The following is a 20,259-nucleotide window of genomic DNA, read 5'->3' on the forward strand; positions in this document are numbered from 1 at the left end:
GGAGCTTTCGATGCCCACTTCTGCCCTCGCCGGCCTCACTCTGCTTGTTCTTGGGGAGAGTCATATGAGCCTTGCGGATCATTTGCTGGAGCCCTTGCACGACAACCTGACTCGTCAAGGCGCGCTCGTTCATTCCATTGGCGCCTGTGGTGCCAGCGCGTCCGACTGGCTGATCAGCAAGAAGGTCGACTGCGGTGCCGAGCGCAAAGGCAATGACAAAATAGTGATCAAGGGCCGCGAGGCGAGTACCACACCGATCCAGGACCTGATCGCGGCCGACAAACCGGACCTCGTGGTATTGGTCATCGGTGACACCATGGCGTCCTATGACAAACCGGTATTTCCGAAAGCCTGGGCCTGGCAAAGCATCACCGGCCTGGCCAAGGCTATCGCTGCCACCGGCACGCGTTGTGCCTGGGTAGGCCCGGCCTGGGGCAAAGCGGGCGGCATGTACCAGAAAAATGATCTACGCACCCATTTGATGTCCCAATTTCTGGCCGCCAATGTTGCGCCTTGCACCTACATCGATTCGCTGGCGTTCTCCAAACCCGGGCAATGGGTGACCACCGATGGGCAGCACTTCACCGTTGCCGGTTATCAATCCTGGGGCACCGCCATCGGCACTGCATTGGCCAAACTGCCCGCCGCCAGCCTCGCCAGCAAAGGAGCCGGAAAATGACTCGAACAAAGCTGGCCGCTGCCCTGTCCTTGCTGCTGAGCCTGCAGGCCCAGGGCGCTGAGATTGCTCTGTACCCGACGGGGCCGGACCAGGACTCGGCGTTCCTGCGCTTCATCAACGCCGCCGACCAACCATTGCAAATACTGGCCGAGAATTCTCGGGCAAATCTGCGGCTCGAAGGCCGCAATGCCGTGTCCGATTACCTCTCGGTCCCCGCCAGCAAGCCGATCAAGGGCACCCTGGAACGCGGCGGCAAAAGCCAGCCGCTGGACATCCAGGTCCTGGCCGGAGAATTCGCGACCGTGATTGCATTGCCGGACAGCGCTGAGGGCATGCGTCCTGTCGTCATCCGCGAGCAGCCCGAAGATTTCAATAGCTTGAGAGCCTCATTGGCGTTTATCAACGCCGATGCTGCTTGCCCCCGGGCCGGGTTGCGCGCTTCGCGGGTGAATGCTGAATTGTTCAAGGATGTGGCCAGCGCCAGTGTGCAACGCCGCGCGATTAACCCGGTCAGCCTTTCGGTTCAGTTGGTGTGCGCCCAAACCGAGGTAGGTGCACCGCTTGATCTCGGTCAGCTCAAGGCCGGCGAGCGCTACAGCGTCGTGCTGTTGCCTGGCGCAAATGGCCCGTACCTGTTGCTCGCGACTGACGTCCTGGCCCACTGATCGGATGGCGTCACCCCATGGTTTTTGCCTCTCTCGAATTTTTGACGTTGTTCCTGCCGCTGTTCCTGTGCGCCTATGCCTTGTCCCCGGCAGCCTGGCGTAATGTCACGCTGCTGATCGGCAGTTGGCTGTTTTATGGCTGGCTGAGCCCACGATTCCTCGCTGTGCATGTGATGCTGACGATCACCGCATGGGTGGGTGGCTTATTGATTGATGCCTGGCGGCAGGAGAGCAAAGGCCGTGTGCGAATACTTGTGGCCCTGATCGTGCTCAACACAGCAATGCTCTGCTGGTACAAGTACGCCAACATTGTCGCCGGCACATTGAACGAAGCGATGGTCTGGTCCGGAGCCGCGCCCCTGTCCTGGCAACGGGTGATCATGCCGGCCGGATTGTCGTTTGTCGTGCTGCAGGCGATTTCCTACCTGGTGGATGTGCATCGTCGCACCGTGCCGGTCGAGCGCAGCTTCATCCATTACGCGACCTATATTTCGATGTTCGGCCATTCGGTCGCCGGCCCTATCATTCGTTATGACTGGGTCCGGCGCGAGTTGCATCGGCGTTCCTTCAACCTGCAAAATTTTTCGCTGGGTGCACGCCGGTTCATGCTCGGGATGTGTATGAAGGTCCTGGTGGCCGACACCCTGTCGCCCGTGGTCGACGTGGCGTTCAGTGTGCAGAACCCCAGTTTTTCTGACGCCTGGCTGGGCTGCCTGGCCTACTCCCTGCAACTGTTCTTTGACTTCGCCGGCTACAGCTCCATGGCCATTGGTCTGGGACTGATGCTGGGCTTCCACTTTCCGGAGAACTTCAACCACCCTTATCTGGCCAACAGCATCCAGGATTTCTGGCGCCGCTGGCACATGTCGTTGTCCAGTTGGTTGCGTGACTATCTGTATATCCCGCTGGGTGGCAATCGCAACGGCCCCTGGAAAACCTATCGCAACCTGTTCCTGATCATGGCTATCGCCGGCCTCTGGCACGGTGGTGACAATTGGAATTATCTACTGTGGGGCTGCGCCCATGGCATTGCGTTGTGTGTCGATCGTGCGTGGAACCGCTCCTCCCTGCCCCCTGTACCGCCCGTGCTTTCCCATGGGCTGACACTGCTGTTTGTCTGCCTGGCATGGACACTGTTCCGCGCCCCCGACTTTCACAGTGCACTGAGCCTGTATGCCGGACAGTTCGGGCTGCAGGGCATCGCCCTCAGTGAGGAACTGTCCGCGACCTTGCGTCCGGTACATGGCCTCGCGGGCGTGTTGGGTGTGCTAGGTATCGTCGCACCGCTGCTACGCCCTTACGCTGAAAAACACCGGGTCGGCATAGCGCTCTACCCCGCCGCCCTTTGGCCCATTGTCGGTTTCATGCTGTCGTTCGCCCTGACCGCCAGTCGCGAAACCGTACCCTTTCTGTACTTTCAATTCTGATGAAGACGCCAGAGCACACCATTACGCTTGCTCAACCTGACGATCCGGTCGCACGCACCAATCCATTGGCAGGCGCATCGCTGCTGATATTCCTGTTCGTCGGGCTGCTGTCCTCTGGCTGGCTGATCGGGTCAGGGCAAATAGAGCCGCTGCCACCGAAATTATCGGCGACGCAGATTCTTGACGGAGCTATCACTCATCAAATCGCCAAGGAGCTGTCGAAAGCTGCCTTCCCCACCACGTTCGCCAAGCTGGAACGCGGTGCCAGTTGGCTCCTGCTCAACGACACGGGGCCCAGGGTTCGTTCAGGATGCACTGACTGGTTGTTTCTGGCCGATGAGCTAAAGGTCAATCATCAAGCGCAACGTAATGCCGATGCCAAGCTGCAGGCCGTGATCGATCTGAAAGAACAGCTCTCTCAACGACACATCAGCTTGCTGGTGGTCATCGTTCCAGACAAGAGCCGCATCGCTTCTGCACAACGTTGCTCACTGCATCGCCCGGCGTCTTTCGAAGAACGCATCCAGTCCTGGACGGCGAAGCTCAATGTGGCCAGGCTGGCGAATCTGGACCTGACCGGTGCACTGGCGCCACTAGGACCCCAAGCCTATTTGCGTACCGATACGCACTGGAGTGAATCCGGCGCCAAGGCTGCAGCCGAAGCTATCGCGCAGCACCTGAAAACCCTGGGCATCACCGCAACACCACGCCGATCGTTCAACGAAAGTCACGCCCCGCTCGCCATACGGCCCGGCGATCTGGTGCACCTGGCGGGCATCGACTGGCTGCCGCTTGAATGGCAACCCACACCCGAATGGATCGCCCAGACCAGCATCCGCGAAATTCCCGACGTGTCGGCCGACAGCCCTGACAATGAAGGAGACCTCTTTGGCGATACCGACTTACCCAACACCGCTCTGATCGGAACCTCATTTTCGCGCAACTCGAACTTCGCAGGGTTCCTGCAACAGGCGCTGGGAGCCCCGGTGGGTAATTTCGCAAAAGATGGGGGCGCTTTCTCCGGCGCCGCAAACAGCTACCTCAACAACCCGGCCTTCAAGGAAACACCGCCAAAATTGATCATCTGGGAAATCCCGGAACGCGACCTGCAGTCGGCATACGCCGAAGAGGATCAATCGCTATTGAATGACAGCCTTTATGAAGCGGAAGAATAGCTCTTGCTCTCTTCCGAAAACGGACGACGAACCCGGCCCATACACAGCGGTCAAAGCAAGTGATGACATCGCCAATGATAAAAGGCCTCTGGCCTGCTTCATTCAAGGGCGAAGCCAGTAGCTCACACACTTTAGGGTGCGCTGGATAATGTCAGCAGGCTCGGATTTCTGCCGAGGGCAGGTGCTGACGGCTACTTACATCCAATGCTCCCGTATTGGAGTACTAAAATGACTCAGTCAATGCGGTTCTTCCTATCGATCGTCCTTGCGACAGCCTCACTGGCATCGGCGAGCTTCCTGAACACTGCAGGTGCGGCAACCGCCGAGGATCTGGATGTCGATTCTCGGCAAGCGTTACAAACGCTCTACAAGTCCACGCCATTTGCTGAAAGCATTTCGCACAACGCCAAAGCGATTCTTGTCTTCCCGAAAATCATCAAGGCGGGCCTTGTGTTTGGTGGCAGCTATGGCGAAGGCGTGTTGTTGAAGGGCAAGACAGTAGAGAATTATTACAACTCCGTAACCGGGTCCTGGGGGCTGCAAGCAGGCGCCCAGTCGTATGGCTATGCGGTTTTCCTGATGACCGACAAAGCCGTGGACTATGTTCGTAAAACCAAGGGTTGGGAAATCGGCGTAGGCCCCACCGTTGTAATGGTTGATGAAGGGGTGGCGAAGAATATGTCCAGCACGACAGTGAAAGACGATGCCTACGCGTTCATTTTCGACCAACAGGGGTTAATGGCCGGGATCAGCATCGAAGGAACCAAGATTTCCCTGATCAAGCGCTAAGACTAGTCGTTTGGCGCATGGATGCGCCCTCTTGCCAACCAGGTGCCGGGCAGATACTGTCAGCTCTATGAATCAGCCACGCATTGCCTCGACCACCACTACCACGACCGCCCGAGGCGGGTCGTGAGAGGTGTCGTGAGCCAATAACGCACGAACTTCAAAAGGCCCGCCAGTGATGGATAGGGCCTTTTCTTTTGCCCTTGCGTCACTGGTCCAAACGCAAGGAAAAGCACTATGTACGCACTGTTGATTCTCGATATGCAGGTTGGATTGTTTCATGGCCCGGATAAACCATGGGCTGGCGAAACGTTGCTAAACACTTTGAATAGCCTGTTGAGCAAAGCCCGGAAAGCAGGCGCACCGGTTTTTCTTGCTCGCCACGTAGGTCCGCCTGGCTCGCCTATCGAACCTGGAAGCCCATTGACGCAACTGGTGCAGGAACTGCTGCTGCAAGGCGACGAAGTGATCTTCGAAAAAAGCCGCCCCAACGCTTTCGCCATGACTGACCTGGCCGATCGGCTAAAAGCTTGTGGATCTCAAGGCGTGGTTATTGCCGGAATGAAGACCCAGTATTGTGTCGACAGCACCTGCCGCGCCGCACGAGATCTTGGGTTCGATGCAGTGCTGATCGCCGATGGGCATACCTGCACCGACACTCCTGCGTTGAAGGCCGAAAATATCGTCGCTCATCACAATGCAACCCTGGCGGGCCCATTCTGTCGTGTCGTTCACGCTGATAATTGGCACTTCTAACCGGCATTGATAGATCGGCTCAAGACTGGGTCGATCTGTCCTTCTGTCGGCGTCGTTTCCGGGTAAGCCGCGTGTCAGGCCCGACCGCGCGTCTCGTGTATCACAGTGTGTCTGGCTAGCCTCTTGATACATGGCTTTTCACATGGCCTGCGATTCGACACACGCCAGATACGTCGCCGCGTTCAAATGCAAGCCAGGTTTGAAGGGGATCACCCGGAACCCCTGGCCAACGGCTTGCAACGGAGACATCAGCATGAAGATGGCACTGCAGAACAAAACCGGCAAAACTCGCCGCCGTCTGGTCGGCTCATCGATCCTCGCGCTCACCCTGTTCAGCGCTCTCGGTGTGGCCCACGCACAAACGACCGCAGCTGTGCCGCCAGACACGATCAGCGCCAGCGCCACTCATGCGGCACCCTCTCCGTTCGGCCCGCTGAAGCATGTCAGCGCCGGACTGTTGAACGTGGCGTACGCCGAAACAGGCCCGGCCGATGGGCCGGTAGTCATTCTTCTGCACGGCTGGCCGTACGACATTCACAGCTATGACGAGGTCGCGCCATTGCTTGCAGCAAAGGGCTATCGAGTGCTGATGCCGTATGCGCGTGGCTACGGTGATACGCATTTTCTGTCCGGGAAAACTGTTCGCAATGGTCAACCGGCCGCGCTGGCAAGTGACGTCATCGACTTTATGGATGCGCTGAAGATCAAACAGGCGGTGCTCGGTGGCTATGACTGGGGCGCGCGTTCGGCCGACATCGTCTCGGCGCTGTGGCCAGGCCGGGTCAAGGCGCTGGTCTCGGTCAGCGGCTATCTGATCGGTAACCAGGCGGCCGGCAAAAATCCGCTGCCACCCAAGGCCGAGTTGCAATGGTGGTATCAGTTTTACTTCGCCACCGACCGCGGTCGCTCCGGGTACGAGAAAAACACCCACGACTTCGCCAAGTTGATATGGCAACTGGCGTCGCCGAAATGGGCGTTCGATGACGCCACTTTCGACCGCAGCGCCAAGGCTCTGGAGAACCCCGACCATGTCGACATCACCGTATTCAACTACCGCTGGCGCCTGGGGCTGGTTCAAGGCGAAAGCCAATACGAAGCGCTAGAGCAGAAACTGGCTACGGCGCCTTCCATTAGCGTGCCGACCATCACCCTCGAAGGCGATGCCAACGGCGCGCCGCACCCTGCCCCCGAGGATTACGCCAAGCGCTTCACCGGTAAATACGAGTTCCGGCTGATCAGCGGCGGCATCGGCCACAACCTGCCGCAGGAAGATCCGCAGGCATTCGCCAAGGCCGTGATTGATGCGGACCACCTTTGAATCCGGTCTGACATCCGTGCACTTCCCCGATAAGCACCATCACAACAACGGCTCGTTCCATTTAACGAGCCGTTTTCTAATTTTTGCACTCCGCCAACACCACGTGGCAGGTTTCCGGCGTGCCACCGGATCGGCCGGCATAACGTATGCAATTAGCCAGGGATTTTTCGCGAGCCATGTTCAAGGTGGAACCCCAAGCCAGGCCACCCTCGCCGGCGGTGGGTAGCGCTTTTGCATAGCAGCTTGAGCCTATGTTTGAGGCCGAATAGCGAGCCGTGGCAGCTTTGCCGGAACATCCCGCTGTCAGCACCAGGTTGATGGCTAGCAGGGAGAGTAGGACCCATGACGAGCATTGGCACGCTGTTGTTCCGGTCATCCCGTTTCCCCTGCAGTAAGAGGCGTGAGACATGTTTGTGCTCGCGTACCACTCAGATTAGACGGTGTTGCGCCGGCCCTTGGCTCCGTTTGGCGGACTGATTTGCGCTGGCCCTGACAATAGCGATTGTTCTCGATGCCCCGCAGTTTTCGGCCATCATCGAGCACCCGGGAACGTCTCCTCACCGCCCCAAGCTGCGGGAGCGACAGTCAGTCTGGGTAGAAGAGCTCCGGTCGCTTCGGGTTGCAACCGAACTCAAGAGAACCAGCATTGATTTCATTCAATGCGTGCAGTCAGGGAATAAATCAGATTGGTCGCAGGGGCTGGCGCGTGTGCTCCCCCATACGCCTGCGTGATGGTCGGAATGTCAGGTAGATAAGGTCACTTCTTCCTGGGGTCATCCGCTGGATTGAGAAAATTGATACCCCACGGGCCGGTCCCATGAATCTGCACGACAGTTTCTTCTTGGGTGAATACATACATCGGCATACCAACAGGCATGATCGTGATACCGCCCGGCGTGTAGGCCCTGGCTTTGGCGGGGTCAAATTTGTCGCCGACTCCCAGGTGAAAAGTGCCGGAAATTACGGTGACACGTTCCACTACCGGGTGAGTATGGACACCTATTTTAGAGTTGGCAGGTAGCTTGAGCCGAAAGGTAAACGGATTTGCAGTTTTCAGGTCGCCTTCAATGACTACGATTTGGGCGCCAGGCGCGACCGATGGCGCATCAGACCATTTCAGATCAGAGGGTAGAACTGATATGTGGCCCGCCATCGGTTGCTCAGCGCTCGACACGGGTAACGTCATCAATGCGGCGAGTGTGAACGCGCTTGACGCCACAAAGACTCTTAATTTGTACATTTTCTGCTCCTTTCGAACGGAACAAATGTTGCTCAGCGCGATCACCATTTATTAAAGCTACCTTGGGGCCATAAGCAAGGTGGCCTGTTGTTAAAGCCGCAGCCGTGAGGGACGTCGGCGTACGCATCCGGCCATCTACGGCGTGCGCGCTCTCCCAAGGTACGCAAGTTGCCAAAATTGTCCGGTTGCCTACGCTACTAGAACGCACGCATCAGTCCCAATTCTGGAGAACCAGGATGATCAGCAAGAACACGATTTGTCTCTGGTACGACGGCACCGCGCTGGACGCTGCGAAGTTCTACGCCGAGACGTTTCCGGACAGCGCTGTGGGAGCTATCCTTCGCGCGCCTGGCGACTATCCGGCGGGCAAACAGGGCGATGTCTTGACGGTCGACTTCACGGTGATGGGCATCCCTTGTCTCGGACTGAATGGGGGTTCAGCGTTCAAGCACAACGAAGCTTTCTCGTTCCAGGTTGCGACCGATGACCAAGCCGAAACGGACCGCTTTTGGAATGCGATTATCGGAAATGGCGGCCAGGAAAGTGCATGCGGCTGGTGCAAGGACAAGTGGGGACTGTCATGGCAGATCACACCACGCGTGCTGACAGCCGCAATAACCGATCCTGATCGAGCAGCGGCCAAACGCGCGTTCGACGCCATGATGGGGATGCAAAAGATCGACATCGCTGCGATCGAAGCGGCTTTGAAGGGTTAGCGGTTGGACAAGTTGAAGAGCGAGTAGTTTGAGGCCTGCCGGAGAAGATGCCGGGCTGGACTCGCTGATCCTGCAGCCCTGCCATACTGTTCAACATGACCAGTGCAACCTTCCGCTTCTACGAGGAGCTCAACGATTTCCTGCCGGCCGAACGGCGGCGGCAGTCCTTCACCTGCGAGTGCGCGCGAGGGGCGACGGTCAAGCACATGATCGAGGCCCTCGGGATACCGCACACCGAGGTCGAGCTGGTGCTGCTCAACGGCGAGTCGGTGGGCTTCGAGCGGGCGATCTTCGACAGTGACCGGCTGGCGGTGTATCCCAAGTTCGAAGCGCTGGACATCAGCCCGCTGCTCAAGGTTCGTGCGCAACCTTTACGGGTGCTGCGCTTCGTCGCTGATGCACACCTTGGCGGGCTGGCCAATCTGCTGCGCATGAGCGGCTTCGACACCCTCTACGACAATGGCTTCGAGGATGGCCAGATCGCCGAGATCGCTGCGCAGCAAGGACGCATCGTGCTAACCCGCGACCGCGAACTGCTCAAGCGGCGGATCATCAGCCACGGCTGTTATGTGCATGCCCTGAAACCGTCGCTGCAGCTGCGCGAATTGTACGAGCGCCTCGACTTGGCGCGTAGCGCGCGGCCATTCAGCCTGTGTCTTCATTGCAACCTGCCGCTGCACGAGATCAGCCCGGAACTGGCCCGACAGCAGGTGCCGCCACGCATTGGCGTCCTCTATTCGCACTTCCTGCGCTGCGACGCTTGCCAACGGGTTTACTGGGAAGGTTCGCACTGGCGCAGCATGTGTGCACTGTTGGCACCTCTGCTGGACCGATAGGCGAGCGCATCGGGGCCCGGCTGCGTTGCCTGGGATAACTGGCCTTGAGATAAGCCTGCTGTCGATTCACGACTTGTCGGCAACAAGTCTCACTCTGTGGCAGTCAGACGGTCCAACTTTTTGACCGCTTGATGAGCGAACATCAATCGGCATCAGAGCCTGTCTGGATTCGTTGTCCAACAGCACAGAACGCGTCTCTCCCGGTTCGAACAGGAAACGTTCGCCCCACTGCCTCATGCTCACCACAACTGGAAAGATCTCCCGTCCTTTGTTCGTAAGCACGTACTCCTTGTAGGCGCTTCCATCTGACGCCGGTCGAACGTCGAATACACCAACCTCAACCAAGGTTTTCAGGCGCGATGCCAGAATATTTTTGGCCACGCCTAAGCTCTTTTGAAATTCGCTGAATCGGCGAATGTCGTCAAATGCGTCGCGGATAATCATGAGCGACCAGCGATCGCCAATTGCCTCCAGTGTTCTTGCTACCGGGCATTCGCTGCTTTGCGGTGAAGCACCTTCGACCATCGTATTTACCTCCTGGATAAGGATTGCCAAATCTGTCGATCAATCTGGATCAAGGTGGTTGCAATTTGAAACCTTATTCGGCAACAATTGAGGCCAGTTTTGAATTGAAACCAGTTTAACGCCATGGAGGCGTGCATGACAGCAGAGGCCGACTCAACTACCCAAGGTTTCTCCAGGCAGCCTTCGGGATTGCCGCATACGGATACCGGAGAAAGCAGCAGGATCGACCGGTCTGCGGGACTTTCTCCGTCGCTCACATTACTGTTTTCCGTCACCTGTGCACTTGCAGTCGCCAATGTTTACTTTGCCCAACCCTTGCTGGCCTCAATGGCGCAGAGCCTGGGCGTCGCCTCGGGATTGATCGGGGTCGTGGTGACGGCCACTCAGGTGGGGTATGCGCTGGGGTTACTGTTCATCGTGCCGCTGGGCGACAGGGTGAACCGCAAACGGCTGATTATCACTCAAGTGGTGCTGTCTGCGGTTGCGCTGGCGGCCGTTGGCGCATCGCAGCAATGGCTGGCCCTGCTGGGAGCCATGATCATGATGGGCTTACTGGCAGTGGTCGCGCAGGTGCTTGTGGCCTATGCCGCCGTGCTGGCAACGCCATCACAACGTGGGCAGGCAGTGGGGACAGTAACCAGCGGCATTGTCCTGGGTATTCTGCTGGCACGGTTTACCTCTGGGCTGATCGCAGATCTAGCGGGCTGGCGCGCTGTTTATTTCGTTTCCTCAGGATTGATGCTGACCGTCGCGGCGGTGTTCTGGAAAGTGGTGCCTGCCGCAGTGTCACCACGCAATCAACACACCTACCAAGCGCTCATCCGGTCGCTGTTCAAGCTGTTCATGACCGAACCGGTTTTGCGGATCAGGGGCCTGCTGGCCTTACTGATCTTTGCCGCCTTTTCCGTGCTATGGACAGCTATGGTGCTGCCGTTGAGCGCTGCGCCGCTGACGCTTTCACACACGGCCATCGGCATGTTTGGCTTGGCCGGCGTCGCCGGAGCCCTTGCTGCCAGAAGAGCCGGTCGCTGGGCCGATCAAGGTTTGGGACAACGAGTGACCGGCATTTCGCTGGGACTCCTGACGCTCTCCTGGTTGCTCATCACTTTTGCCGAGACGTCCCTGATCGCGCTGGTTTGCGGCGTGGTTTTGCTCGACTTCGCGGTGCAAGCGGTGCACGTCACCAACCAGAGCCTCATTTTTGCGGCACGACCCGATGCCCAAAGTCGCATGGTCGGCGCATACATGTGCTTCTACTCGGTCGGTAGCGCGCTGGGGGCGGCAGCCGCGACCCAGGTTTATGCGCTCTGGGGCTGGATGGCAGTCAGCCTGCTGGGCGCCTTGCTCAGTGCTACAGCTTTGGCGCTGTGGTTTTTTACCAGTCATTTCTCGAGTACTACTCAAGGAAGATCAGCATGAAAGCCGGGCATCAGGACCGGGCTCAAGCCAGCAGTTCAGTGATCCATCGGGCCTGCCGGGCGATGTCTTGCACCTTCTCCTCGGGCACGGCCTGCCGCGCCCGGGCGAAGTTGGCCAACGTCTTGTGCTTCTCGCGCAGCATGCGCTGCCATTTGTCCAGGAACGCCGGGCTGCGTGCCTGCATCTGCAGCGGGCCGAAGTACAGCTCCTCGGCGCTGTACATCACCGGCCCGGCGCGCTCGGCGACGATGATTTCATAGTAGAAACGGTTTTCCCGCAGCACTTCCTCACACAGGATGCGGTAGCCATTTTCCATCAGCCATTGACGCAGGGGTTGCTCGCCGCCGTTGGGCTGCAGGATCAGGCGTTCCTGGCCGCTCAGACGCGCCTTGCCGCTGTCGAGGATGTCGCGGATCGTCTCGCCGCCCATGCCGCAGATGCTGATCGCTGTGATCCCGTCTCCCGGCTCGATCGCCGCCAGGCCACTGGCCAGGCGCACGGTGATCCACTGAGCCAGGCCGTTCTCGCGCACGGTGCGTTCGGCCGAGCGAAACGGCGTCAATGCCACCTCGCCGGCCACCGCCGCCGCGATGGCGCCACGGCGCATCAACGCCACCGGCAGGTAGCCGTGATCCGAGCCGATATCGGCCAGGCATGCACCCGCTGGCACATGCGCCGCCACGCGTTCCAGGCGCATGGACAATGTCTGTTCGTTCAACTGCAATTCCTTTTCACCACGAAGGTCCAGCACCTTTGGCCGGGTCGGGGCGAGATTCTGAGCCCCAACCCCGCCGTTTCTATTTTTGGCCACCGGACAATGGTGGGGTTCGAGGCGGGATCAATCGCTTCGTCCCCGTCGACTCAAACGCCGAAGCCAAGCGAAGCAGTGTCGAATCGTCATAGGCTCGACCGGCAAAGGTCAGCCCGACGGGCATGCCGATGTCCGGCATGATGCCCATCGGCACTGTGACCGTGGGAACACCCAAGTGGCGGATGGCGAGATTGCCGTTGGCGACCCAGACACCGTTACTCCATGCGATATCCGCAGACTTCGGATCGACATCGGCATTCGCCGGCCCAACGTCGGCCACCGTCGGGAAGATCACCGCATCGAGCCCCAACCGATCCATCCAGTCCTCAAGGTCGATTCGGCGCGTCTGTTCCAGGCCGCGTAGTCCGTCAGGCACCGTGGTGATCTGATCCCAAGGGGTGATGCCGCGTTCGGCCATCCGCACATACTCATCCATGCCAGCGGCAAGGTCGCCCTCGCGGTTGGGCAGCGTCCCCGGATCGTGCGGGAAAATCAGCGGTCCGTTCACATCGACCAGGCGATTGAGTTTTGGATCGCCGTTGGCCCGCAGAAAATCGTCGAACGCCCAGGCCGTCAGATCCCACAACTCATGGTGGAGGAACTCTTTGGAAACCAGGCCCCGGTTAAACACCGTCGGCGCACCCGGACGATCGCCCTCGCAATTGGAGACCAGCGGGAAATCGACCTCGATCACTTCGGCACCAAAGGCTTCGAGTGCCTTGCGTGCCTCTTCCCACAGCCCGATCACCGAGGGACGGGTGTGGATTCGCTGCCCCGTCGGACCACCGATACCAGGCGCATCGCTGGTGCCCGCCTCGGCGTCCGCGTTGATGTACATACGAGGAACGCCGAAGCGTTTTCCGGCGAGGGCATCGGTATTCGCGGCAAGCGCCCCATAGAAAGCGGGACGCACCGAGGCGACACTCGGAATGGGCACCCAGGGTTGCATCCGCCACAGATCGCCTCGTGTGTCGGGATCTTCCGCCACTACTACGTCGAGCACTTCGAGCAGGTCCGCCATCGTTCTGGCAAACGGTACGACAACGTCCATGGTCGGCGTCAACGGCCAGTTCCCGCGCACCGAAATCACGCCGCGCGAAGGCGTATAAGCACACAAACCATTGTTCGAGGCAGGCCCCCGGCCGCTCGACCAGGTTTCCTCGGCGAGGCCGAATGCCGCGAAACTGGCGGCGGTTGCAGTACCGGCACCGTTCGAGGAGCCCGATGCGAAGGGGGCGGTGAGATAGTCAGCGTTGTACGGGCTCTCGGCACGGCCGTAGACCCCGCGTTGCATGCCGCCGTTAGCCATGGGCGGCATATTGGTTTTGCCCAGGAAAATCGCGCCAGCGGCACGAAGCCGTTCGATGGTGAACGCATCGCGATAAGCAATCAGGTTCGCGAAAGCGGGACTTCCAGAGGCTGCAGTGAGCCCCTTCACCAGATAACTGTCTTTGGCCGTATAAGGGATGCCATCGAGCGGACCCAGCGTCTGGCCCTTGGCCCGACGGGCATCAGACGCCTGCGCTTCCTTGAGCGCATCGGGGTTGCGAACCACCACTGCGTTGAGGGCGGTGGGCGTGTCGGGGCCGTCGTAGGCATCGATCCTGGCGAGATAGGCCTGGACCAATTCAACCGCCGTCGTCTGGCCCGATTCGAGCGCAGCACGCAGTTGGGCAATGGAAACCTCGGTGACTTCGATCATGCTGTTACCGTCGGCTGCTGATGGGTGACTGGCTCTTGGGTTCAAGGACATCACTTATCTCAAAATGGGTTTTCATATCGGTTCTCGTTGCACTGCATCAGCGCGATCGATTATTCACAATACGTGCTTAATATCTTTATTTCAGGGCGCTTGATGCAGGATCTGCCGCTGTGAGTACGTTGTACCCGTGATTTTGCATGAGATTAGAGAAAGAGCCCACTCCATGAACGGCCCTGGAGCGCTACGCATCCTGAAGCCGTTCACGCAGAAACTCGATAAACCGCTGGGTTTTCGCCGGCAGCAGCCGCGTCTCGGTGAGGGCGTAAACCGAGACGGGTGAAGCCTGCCACTGCGGCAAGACTCTGCGCAATGTGCCATCGGCGAGGTCTTGCGCAACGATGCCTTCGGCCAGCAACGCGATACCCAGATCCAGCGTCGCCAGACGTCGAATCATACCCACACTGTTGAGTTCGAATCGACCGCCAACCTCAACCTCCATTTCCCCTTCACTGCCAGAGAGTATCCAGCGGTCGGCGCGCGTGCCGCGCATACGCAGGCATTCGTGGTGTGTCAGGTCCGAGGGATGAATCGGATCACCGTGCAGTTCGAGATAACGGGGCGAGGCGTAAAGACAGCGGCGAAAGCTGGCGAGCTTACGGGCGATCAGGTTCGAACTCGCGGGTTCGCCCATGCGAATGACCACATCGACCGGCTCACTCACCAGATCGACCTGACGCGGGGTCAGATCAAACTCGAAGTTGATGCCGGGATACAACCGGGCAAACTCCGCGATCAGCGGTGCCAGATAGATAGTGGCGAAATCCACCGGGAGCGAAGCCCGCAGTACACCGCTGGGTCGGGCAAGCATTTCGCCGAGCTGCTCGTGCGCGAGCCGGGCCTCGTCGACGATGCGTTTGCAGCGATCAAAGTACAACTGCCCCGCTTCGGTCAGCTCGATCTTGCGCGTGGTGCGATGCAAAAGCCTTAGCCCGATTTCCTTCTCGAGGCCACTTATCCGGCGCGACAGCGTCGAGTTCGGCATTCCCATCGCCTCCGCCGCCCGACGGAAACTTCGCGCCTTCACGACTTCGACGAACAACGCCATGTCGTTGAGAAACTCCAATGTCATTGCTCCATCAGTGGATCAGTCAATTCTGTTTTACCGGGTTTATCCCGAATTCGGATTGATCAATGATAGCCACATCGTTTACCGAGGAGTACCGCAATGCATTCGCTTTTTTCTCAAGTCCAGATCGGTCGTCTTACACTGTCCAACCGCATGGTCATGGCACCAATGACGCGTTCGCGGTCCGATGACGCCGGGGTGCCTACCGAGCTGGTCTCGACCTACTACGCGCAACGCGCCGGTGCCGGGCTGATCATCTCTGAAGGGGTTTTTCCTGTGGCCCTGGGCAAGGGTTATGTGCGTACTCCCGGTATCGAAACCGCCGAGCAAGTGGCCGCCTGGAAGCAGGTTTCCGATGCCGTACATGCTCGCGGCGGTCGGATCTTCATGCAGCTGATGCACTGCGGACGCATATCGCACCCTTCGCTGTTGCCTGACGGCGCCCTGCCACAGGCCCCCTCCGCAATCAAACCCGCCGGCCAGACCTGGACAGCCTCAGGCCTTCAGGACTTCGTCACCCCACATGCACTGAGCGCGGTCGAGATTGCCGCGGTCATCGAGGGCTACCGTCAGGCCGCACGCTTGGCCATTGAGGCCGGCTTCGACGGTGTCGAGTTGCATGCCGCTTCGGGGTATCTGCCTGAACAGTTTCTCTCGACGGGCAGCAATCAGCGCACGGATCAGTACGGTGGATCGGTTGAAAACCGTGCTCGCTTCGTACTGGAGGTGCTGAACGCCATAGCGACGGAGATTGGTAGTGATCGTGTCGGCATCAAGCTCTCGCCTGAAATGAATTTCAACGACATCGTCGATGCCAACCCGCAAGAAACCTACACGCATCTGGTCGAGCAATTGCGCGGGCTGAATCTCGCCTATCTGCACGTTGCCCTGTTCGGCGCCAGCGTCGACTACCACGCCTTGTTGCGCCCCCTGTTCGATGGCGGCTACCTGATCGGTGGAGGGCTCAACAAAAACGCCGCCCAATCCCTGATTGCTGAGGGCCAGGCCGACGCGGTGGTGTTTGGCAACGCATTCCTCGCCAACCCCGACCTGCCCGAGCGTTTTCGCACAGGCGCCGAGCTGAATGTGCCGGACAAAGACACGTTCTACGCACCGGGCGCACAGGGGTACATCGATTACCCGGCCATGAGCCCGGCTCAAAGCGGCTGAGGAAACTGCCATTCCCCGAGGCCATTCAGCGCAGAACCTGTAGGAGCGAGCTTGCTCGCGAAAGCGGTATATCTGGCGACATCAATGTTGACTGTACCGCCGCCTTCGCGGGCAAGCCCGCTCCCACCGGTTCTGCATTTGACTCTGCCACCGTCTACATTTCGACCTGTGTGCCCAGTTCTATCACGCGATTGAGCGGTAATTTGAAGTATTTGAGGTTGCTGTTGGCGTTCTTCAGCAAAAACGCGAACAGGCTTTCGCGCCAACGGGCCATGCCGATACGCTTGGTCGGGATGACCGTCTCTCGGCTAAGGAAGTAAGTGGTGCGCATCGGGCTGAAATCCAGCTCTTTCAAATGACAGAGGCTCAACGCCAGCGGTACGTCGGGTTCCTCTATAAAGCCAAAGTGCAAACTCACCCGAAAGAACCCTTCACCATATGCCTCGACCTCGAAGCGTCGATCCTCGGCCACACGCGGGCTGTCTTCAGACACCACGGTGAGCAACACGACCTGTTCGTGCAGCACCTGGTTATGCAACAGGTTGTGCAAGAGCGCATGAGGGACAGCATCAGCCCTGGCCGTCAGAAATACCGCTGTGCCCTGCACACGATGGGGAGGTTGCGAGCCGATGCTGCTGATGAACAACGGCAGCGGCAGAGAGGTTTCATCCAGTCGCTCGACAATGATCTTCCGGCCCCGTTTCCAGGTGGTCATCAAAATGAACAGGGCAATACCTGCAATGACCGGGAACGCACCGCCCTGGAAAATCTTCGGTGCGTTGGCGGCGAAGTACAGGCTGTCCACCACGACAAAACCCAATAGCATCGGAATTGCCAGCCAACGAGGTGTTTTCCAAAGCAGCAAGGCGACGGCCGAGGACAAAATGGTCGTAATCAGCATGGTCCCCGTCACGGCCACGCCATAGGCCGCCGCCAGCGCACTGGACGATTCAAAGCCGATGACCAGCAACACGACGCCGACCATCAGCGCCCAGTTCACCATGCCGATGTAAATCTGCCCCTGTTCCTGACTGGAGGTGTGCTGGATAAACATGCGCGGTACGTAACCCAGCTGAATGGCCTGACGGGTCAGTGAGAACGCGCCGGAAATCACGGCTTGGGAAGCGATGATGGTTGCCAGTGTCGAGAGCGCGACCATCGGCAGCAGCGCCCAGTCAGGTGCCAATAGATAGAACGGATTACGGACCGCTTCAGGGTTCCCGAGGATCAGCGCGCCCTGACCAAAGTAGTTGAGCACCAGGCCGGGGAGCACCAGGATGAACCAGGCACGAGCAATGGGTTTGCGGCCGAAGTGGCCCATATCGGCATACAGTGCTTCAGCACCGGTCAATGCCAACACAACGGCGCCCAGAATGGCCACGCCAATGCCCGGATGAACCACGAAAAATTGCACCGCCCACGCAGGATTCAACGCTTGCAGAACTTCCGGCCGTTGCAAGATGCCGTAAATGCCGAGTGCGCCCAACACCACAAACCACAGCACCATGACCGGGCCGAACAGGATGCCGATACGCGCCGTGCCATGTTTCTGTATCAGGAACAGTGCTACCAGGACGACCACGGACAGCGGAACCACCCAATGCTCAATGCCATCGAACGCAAGCTGTAGCCCTTCAACCGCAGAGAGCACCGAAATGGCCGGGGTGATCATGCTGTCGCCGTAAAAAAGTGCCGCGCCAAACAAGCCAAGCAATACCAACACCCTGCTCATTTTTGGAAACGGCGCGGCAGCCCGACGCGCCAACGCCGTCAAGGCCATGATGCCCCCCTCACCCTGGTTGTCGGCACGCAGGATAAACAGCACGTACTTGATCGAGACGACCCAGATCAGTGACCAGAAGATCAACGACAGAACGCCCAGTACACCATCGTGATTAGCCTGAACTCCGTAGTGACCGGCGAACACTTCTTTGAGGGTGTAAAGCGGGCTGGTGCCGATATCCCCATAAACCACGCCCACCGCGGCGACGAGCAAACCCACGCCTGATGTTTTGGAGTGGGACTCTTCATGGGCAGGGATTGCTGTTTCGCTCACGGGTCGCTTCTCTGAGACGGAGGGAAAAGGAACTGACCTCAAGTCAGCCGGGGGACGAAGGATCGCAGGCATTATTGATGATCAAAAAACACGGCAAGTATCGTCGCGAGGGAGAATATCCACCGTAAAAAAAACGTAAAATTCTACCGGCAGCACCCTGCGTCAACGCTCATGAAGCGATTCGTACCTACTGCGCCTTCCCGCCACGAGGCTTATAGAAAAGAAACTTCCGGGTCTCGGCCGTCCTGGTGTATTTCTTCGCCCAGGCGGGCTTTACCGTTCTGTCGTGGAAATACAAAGCACCATGGGTGCGGTCCGTGAGTTGCTTGTTGAGTGCCTTGCGTGCGATTTCTTTGGCGAGGGCATATTCGTCGTCTTCCTTGACCTGATCCGCACGTCCGTCGCACCACCACGAAAACTGACAGGAGCCCGTTTCAGAACCTTGCTTGACCACGGCGCAGACCGTATCGGGAAAACCCTTCTGGCCGAGCCGGTTCATGACGACGCTGGCGACGGCTTCCATGTTGGCAGGTGCCACACCTTTGGCTTCCCAGTAGATACTGCGTGCAAGGCAAGTGATGGCGTCATCCAGCGGCGCAGCGCCCGCCGGATCGACTGCCTGCACTTCGGAGGTGGTAATGGCTTCGGACTTGGGCACCGGAAGTTCGCTGTCCTTCTCGGCGGCTTTCTGTTCCAGGACCTGCGCCTTGTCTTCAGCCACTTCCTGTTTTTGCTCCTGCTCAGTCGCGAACACCTGTCCGCCTAGAAGGATGATTGCGAAGCAGGTGACTACCCATTTTAATCGCATGATCGATCCTTCCGATGACACTGGCTTGGGCAACGAAACGGCGATGTTGTAGCGCTGACCTGCTGTGATTGTAGTCGTCGCCAATCATTCCAGTCGCCGGGCAATAAACGCAAAAAGGCATTGCGTTCGCAGGGGTGAAATCGCGCATCATGGGCGCAGTCCGTTCAAGGGAGATTTTCATGCGCAGCCTGTCATCCGTTTTGCATCTTGCCGTGTTGTCATTCGGGCTGGTGTTCAGCGTCGCCGCGTCGGCGGTCGAGGAAACGCAGCTGGTCGAGTCGATCAATGTTTACCGCAGTCAGGTGCAGCGCTGCGGTGGCCAGGCGTCTTCGGAGTTGCCGCCGCTGGCGAGTGACCCGCGCCTGGTCCTGTCCGCCAACAGCATCGGCGACTTGCAGCAGGCTTTGGCCCGCGCGGCTTATCCGATGGTCAATGTGCAGGCGATCAGCTTGTCCGGCCCGCGTGATGCGCCGTCCGCCATGAAGGCGATTCAGGAGAGCTTCTGCCAAGTGGTGCTGGACCCGCAATTTGTCGACATCGGCGTCAGCCGCGATGGCCGTGAGTGGCGCATTGTGCTGGCACGTCCGCTGTTGACCGGGCGTCTGGGCGACTGGCAGGCGGAGGGACAGAAACTGCTTGAAGCGATGAACAGCGCTCGCGCTCAGACGCGCCAGTGCGGCACCCAAGCCTTTACCGCCACGACGCCGCTGGCGTGGAACGCCACACTGGGCTCCGCGGCCGAAACCCACAGCCGGGCCATGGCCAACAATAACTATTTCGATCACAAGGACCGCGATGGTCGCACGCCGGGTGATCGGGCTGAATTGGCCGGTTACGCCGGTCAGCAGGTCGGCGAGAACATCGCCGCCGGGCAAGACACCGTGCGCAAGGTGGTCGATGGCTGGCTGGCCAGCCCGGGACATTGCGCCAACCTGATGAACCCACAATTTCGCGAGCTGGGTGCCGCCTATGCGGTGGACCCGAAGAGTGACGCGGGAATCTATTGGACAGCGATGTTCGGTACGCCTTGAAGGCCTGAATCGC

At 59.0% G+C, this 20,259-nt stretch carries 20 protein-coding genes; 12 read left to right on the forward strand and 8 right to left on the reverse strand.

The window, feature by feature from the left end; genetic code table 11:
- Nucleotides 1-10 precede the first annotated feature (10 nt).
- The 7 genes from CKW20_RS13480 (at nucleotide 11) to CKW20_RS13510 (ending at nucleotide 6,806) form a co-directional block, all read left to right on the forward strand.
- On the forward strand, nucleotides 11-679 hold the full coding sequence (locus CKW20_RS13480; protein ID WP_095053343.1) for an SGNH/GDSL hydrolase family protein: 669 nt from the start codon (nucleotides 11-13) through the stop codon (nucleotides 677-679).
- On the forward strand, nucleotides 676-1,344 hold the full coding sequence (locus CKW20_RS13485) for an alginate O-acetyltransferase AlgF (protein WP_095053344.1): 669 nt from the start codon (nucleotides 676-678) through the stop codon (nucleotides 1,342-1,344). The genes CKW20_RS13480 and CKW20_RS13485 overlap by 4 nt, the downstream gene beginning before the upstream one ends.
- Nucleotides 1,345-1,361: 17 nt before the next feature.
- Entirely contained in the window at nucleotides 1,362-2,771 is a 1,410-nt protein-coding gene (locus CKW20_RS13490; protein ID WP_095053345.1) for an MBOAT family protein, read from the forward strand.
- Entirely contained in the window at nucleotides 2,771-3,946 is a 1,176-nt protein-coding gene (locus tag CKW20_RS13495) for a cell division protein FtsQ (protein WP_095053346.1), read from the forward strand. Before CKW20_RS13490 ends, CKW20_RS13495 begins: the two co-directional genes overlap by 1 nt.
- A gap of 228 nt (nucleotides 3,947-4,174) precedes the next feature.
- Nucleotides 4,175-4,735 carry a YSC84-related protein gene (locus tag CKW20_RS13500; protein ID WP_095053347.1) on the forward strand — a complete coding sequence of 187 codons (561 nt, stop codon included), beginning with the start codon at nucleotides 4,175-4,177 and terminating at the stop codon, nucleotides 4,733-4,735.
- A gap of 234 nt (nucleotides 4,736-4,969) precedes the next feature.
- The gene (locus CKW20_RS13505) at nucleotides 4,970-5,488 is read left to right on the forward strand and encodes an isochorismatase family protein (protein WP_095053348.1); all 519 of its coding nucleotides are present in this window, start codon (nucleotides 4,970-4,972) and stop codon (nucleotides 5,486-5,488) included.
- Between the two features lie 253 nt (nucleotides 5,489-5,741).
- On the forward strand, nucleotides 5,742-6,806 hold the full coding sequence (locus tag CKW20_RS13510) for an alpha/beta fold hydrolase (protein WP_095053349.1): 1,065 nt from the start codon (nucleotides 5,742-5,744) through the stop codon (nucleotides 6,804-6,806).
- Nucleotides 6,807-6,882: 76 nt separating this feature from the next.
- On the opposite strand, the gene CKW20_RS29865 is transcribed toward CKW20_RS13510, so the two are convergent.
- A complete protein-coding gene (locus CKW20_RS29865; protein WP_095053350.1) occupies nucleotides 6,883-7,182 on the reverse strand; it encodes a hypothetical protein in 300 nt (99 codons plus the stop codon).
- 381 nt (nucleotides 7,183-7,563) lie between these two features.
- On the reverse strand, nucleotides 7,564-8,046 hold the full coding sequence (locus CKW20_RS13520; RefSeq protein ID WP_095053351.1) for a cupin domain-containing protein: 483 nt from the start codon (nucleotides 8,044-8,046) through the stop codon (nucleotides 7,564-7,566).
- A gap of 236 nt (nucleotides 8,047-8,282) precedes the next feature.
- On the opposite strand from CKW20_RS13520, the gene CKW20_RS13525 reads away from it, so the two are divergent.
- Nucleotides 8,283-8,762: a VOC family protein gene (locus CKW20_RS13525; protein WP_095053352.1), complete on the forward strand. Its 480-nt coding sequence runs from the start codon at nucleotides 8,283-8,285 to the stop codon at nucleotides 8,760-8,762.
- A 95-nt stretch (nucleotides 8,763-8,857) separates the two neighbouring features.
- Nucleotides 8,858-9,598, forward strand: a complete 741-nt coding sequence (locus tag CKW20_RS13530) for a Mut7-C RNAse domain-containing protein (protein ID WP_095053353.1) — start codon at nucleotides 8,858-8,860, stop codon at nucleotides 9,596-9,598.
- 66 nt (nucleotides 9,599-9,664) lie between these two features.
- On the opposite strand, the gene CKW20_RS13535 is transcribed toward CKW20_RS13530, so the two are convergent.
- Nucleotides 9,665-10,123 carry a helix-turn-helix domain-containing protein gene (locus tag CKW20_RS13535; RefSeq protein WP_095053354.1) on the reverse strand — a complete coding sequence of 153 codons (459 nt, stop codon included), beginning with the start codon at nucleotides 10,121-10,123 and terminating at the stop codon, nucleotides 9,665-9,667.
- A 135-nt stretch (nucleotides 10,124-10,258) separates the two neighbouring features.
- Between CKW20_RS13535 and CKW20_RS13540 the strand changes: the two genes are divergently transcribed.
- Entirely contained in the window at nucleotides 10,259-11,542 is a 1,284-nt protein-coding gene (locus CKW20_RS13540) for an MFS transporter (RefSeq protein WP_095053355.1), read from the forward strand.
- 22 nt (nucleotides 11,543-11,564) lie between these two features.
- Here the strand turns inward: CKW20_RS13540 and CKW20_RS13545 are convergent, their stop codons facing one another.
- The 3 genes from CKW20_RS13545 to CKW20_RS13555 form a co-directional block, all read right to left on the reverse strand.
- Entirely contained in the window at nucleotides 11,565-12,260 is a 696-nt protein-coding gene (locus tag CKW20_RS13545; protein WP_305883071.1) for a tRNA (adenine(22)-N(1))-methyltransferase TrmK, read from the reverse strand.
- Between the two features lie 79 nt (nucleotides 12,261-12,339).
- On the reverse strand, nucleotides 12,340-14,055 hold the full coding sequence (locus CKW20_RS13550; RefSeq protein WP_095053357.1) for an amidase: 1,716 nt from the start codon (nucleotides 14,053-14,055) through the stop codon (nucleotides 12,340-12,342).
- Between the two features lie 241 nt (nucleotides 14,056-14,296).
- Complete coding sequence (locus tag CKW20_RS13555; RefSeq protein ID WP_095053647.1) at nucleotides 14,297-15,178, reverse strand: LysR family transcriptional regulator; 882 nt, start codon at nucleotides 15,176-15,178, stop codon at nucleotides 14,297-14,299.
- A gap of 102 nt (nucleotides 15,179-15,280) precedes the next feature.
- Between CKW20_RS13555 and CKW20_RS13560 the strand changes: the two genes are divergently transcribed.
- Nucleotides 15,281-16,351, forward strand: a complete 1,071-nt coding sequence (locus CKW20_RS13560) for an alkene reductase (RefSeq protein ID WP_095053358.1) — start codon at nucleotides 15,281-15,283, stop codon at nucleotides 16,349-16,351.
- A gap of 154 nt (nucleotides 16,352-16,505) precedes the next feature.
- On the opposite strand, the gene CKW20_RS13565 is transcribed toward CKW20_RS13560, so the two are convergent.
- Nucleotides 16,506-18,407, reverse strand: a complete 1,902-nt coding sequence (locus CKW20_RS13565) for a potassium transporter Kup (protein WP_095053359.1) — start codon at nucleotides 18,405-18,407, stop codon at nucleotides 16,506-16,508.
- Nucleotides 18,408-18,594: 187 nt separating this feature from the next.
- A complete protein-coding gene (locus CKW20_RS13570) occupies nucleotides 18,595-19,215 on the reverse strand; it encodes a cell wall hydrolase (protein WP_095053360.1) in 621 nt (206 codons plus the stop codon).
- A gap of 179 nt (nucleotides 19,216-19,394) precedes the next feature.
- On the opposite strand from CKW20_RS13570, the gene CKW20_RS13575 reads away from it, so the two are divergent.
- Complete coding sequence (locus CKW20_RS13575) at nucleotides 19,395-20,246, forward strand: CAP domain-containing protein (protein WP_095053361.1); 852 nt, start codon at nucleotides 19,395-19,397, stop codon at nucleotides 20,244-20,246.
- Nucleotides 20,247-20,259 lie beyond the last annotated feature (13 nt).

The organism is Pseudomonas sp. Irchel s3b2, from assembly GCF_900187445.1.
GTDB lineage: Bacteria > Pseudomonadota > Gammaproteobacteria > Pseudomonadales > Pseudomonadaceae > Aquipseudomonas.

Bases quoted from the DNA above. Each gene is read 5' to 3' on its own strand.
- CKW20_RS13490 (WP_095053345.1), top strand. From the start codon at position 1,362: ATGGTTTTTGCCTCTCTCGAATTTTTGACGTTGTTCCTGCCGCTGTTC.
- CKW20_RS13525 (WP_095053352.1), top strand. From the start codon at position 8,283: ATGATCAGCAAGAACACGATTTGTCTCTGGTACGACGGCACCGCGCTG.
- CKW20_RS13550 (WP_095053357.1), bottom strand. From the start codon at position 14,055: ATGATCGAAGTCACCGAGGTTTCCATTGCCCAACTGCGTGCTGCGCTC.
- CKW20_RS13530 (WP_095053353.1), top strand. From the start codon at position 8,858: ATGACCAGTGCAACCTTCCGCTTCTACGAGGAGCTCAACGATTTCCTG.
- CKW20_RS13520 (WP_095053351.1), bottom strand. From the start codon at position 8,046: ATGTACAAATTAAGAGTCTTTGTGGCGTCAAGCGCGTTCACACTCGCC.
- CKW20_RS13500 (WP_095053347.1), top strand. From the start codon at position 4,175: ATGACTCAGTCAATGCGGTTCTTCCTATCGATCGTCCTTGCGACAGCC.
- CKW20_RS29865 (WP_095053350.1), bottom strand. From the start codon at position 7,182: ATGACCGGAACAACAGCGTGCCAATGCTCGTCATGGGTCCTACTCTCC.
- CKW20_RS13495 (WP_095053346.1), top strand. From the start codon at position 2,771: ATGAAGACGCCAGAGCACACCATTACGCTTGCTCAACCTGACGATCCG.
- CKW20_RS13480 (WP_095053343.1), top strand. From the start codon at position 11: ATGCCCACTTCTGCCCTCGCCGGCCTCACTCTGCTTGTTCTTGGGGAG.
- CKW20_RS13540 (WP_095053355.1), top strand. From the start codon at position 10,259: ATGACAGCAGAGGCCGACTCAACTACCCAAGGTTTCTCCAGGCAGCCT.
- CKW20_RS13570 (WP_095053360.1), bottom strand. From the start codon at position 19,215: ATGCGATTAAAATGGGTAGTCACCTGCTTCGCAATCATCCTTCTAGGC.
- CKW20_RS13535 (WP_095053354.1), bottom strand. From the start codon at position 10,123: ATGGTCGAAGGTGCTTCACCGCAAAGCAGCGAATGCCCGGTAGCAAGA.
- CKW20_RS13505 (WP_095053348.1), top strand. From the start codon at position 4,970: ATGTACGCACTGTTGATTCTCGATATGCAGGTTGGATTGTTTCATGGC.
- CKW20_RS13485 (WP_095053344.1), top strand. From the start codon at position 676: ATGACTCGAACAAAGCTGGCCGCTGCCCTGTCCTTGCTGCTGAGCCTG.
- CKW20_RS13575 (WP_095053361.1), top strand. From the start codon at position 19,395: ATGCGCAGCCTGTCATCCGTTTTGCATCTTGCCGTGTTGTCATTCGGG.
- CKW20_RS13510 (WP_095053349.1), top strand. From the start codon at position 5,742: ATGAAGATGGCACTGCAGAACAAAACCGGCAAAACTCGCCGCCGTCTG.
- CKW20_RS13560 (WP_095053358.1), top strand. From the start codon at position 15,281: ATGCATTCGCTTTTTTCTCAAGTCCAGATCGGTCGTCTTACACTGTCC.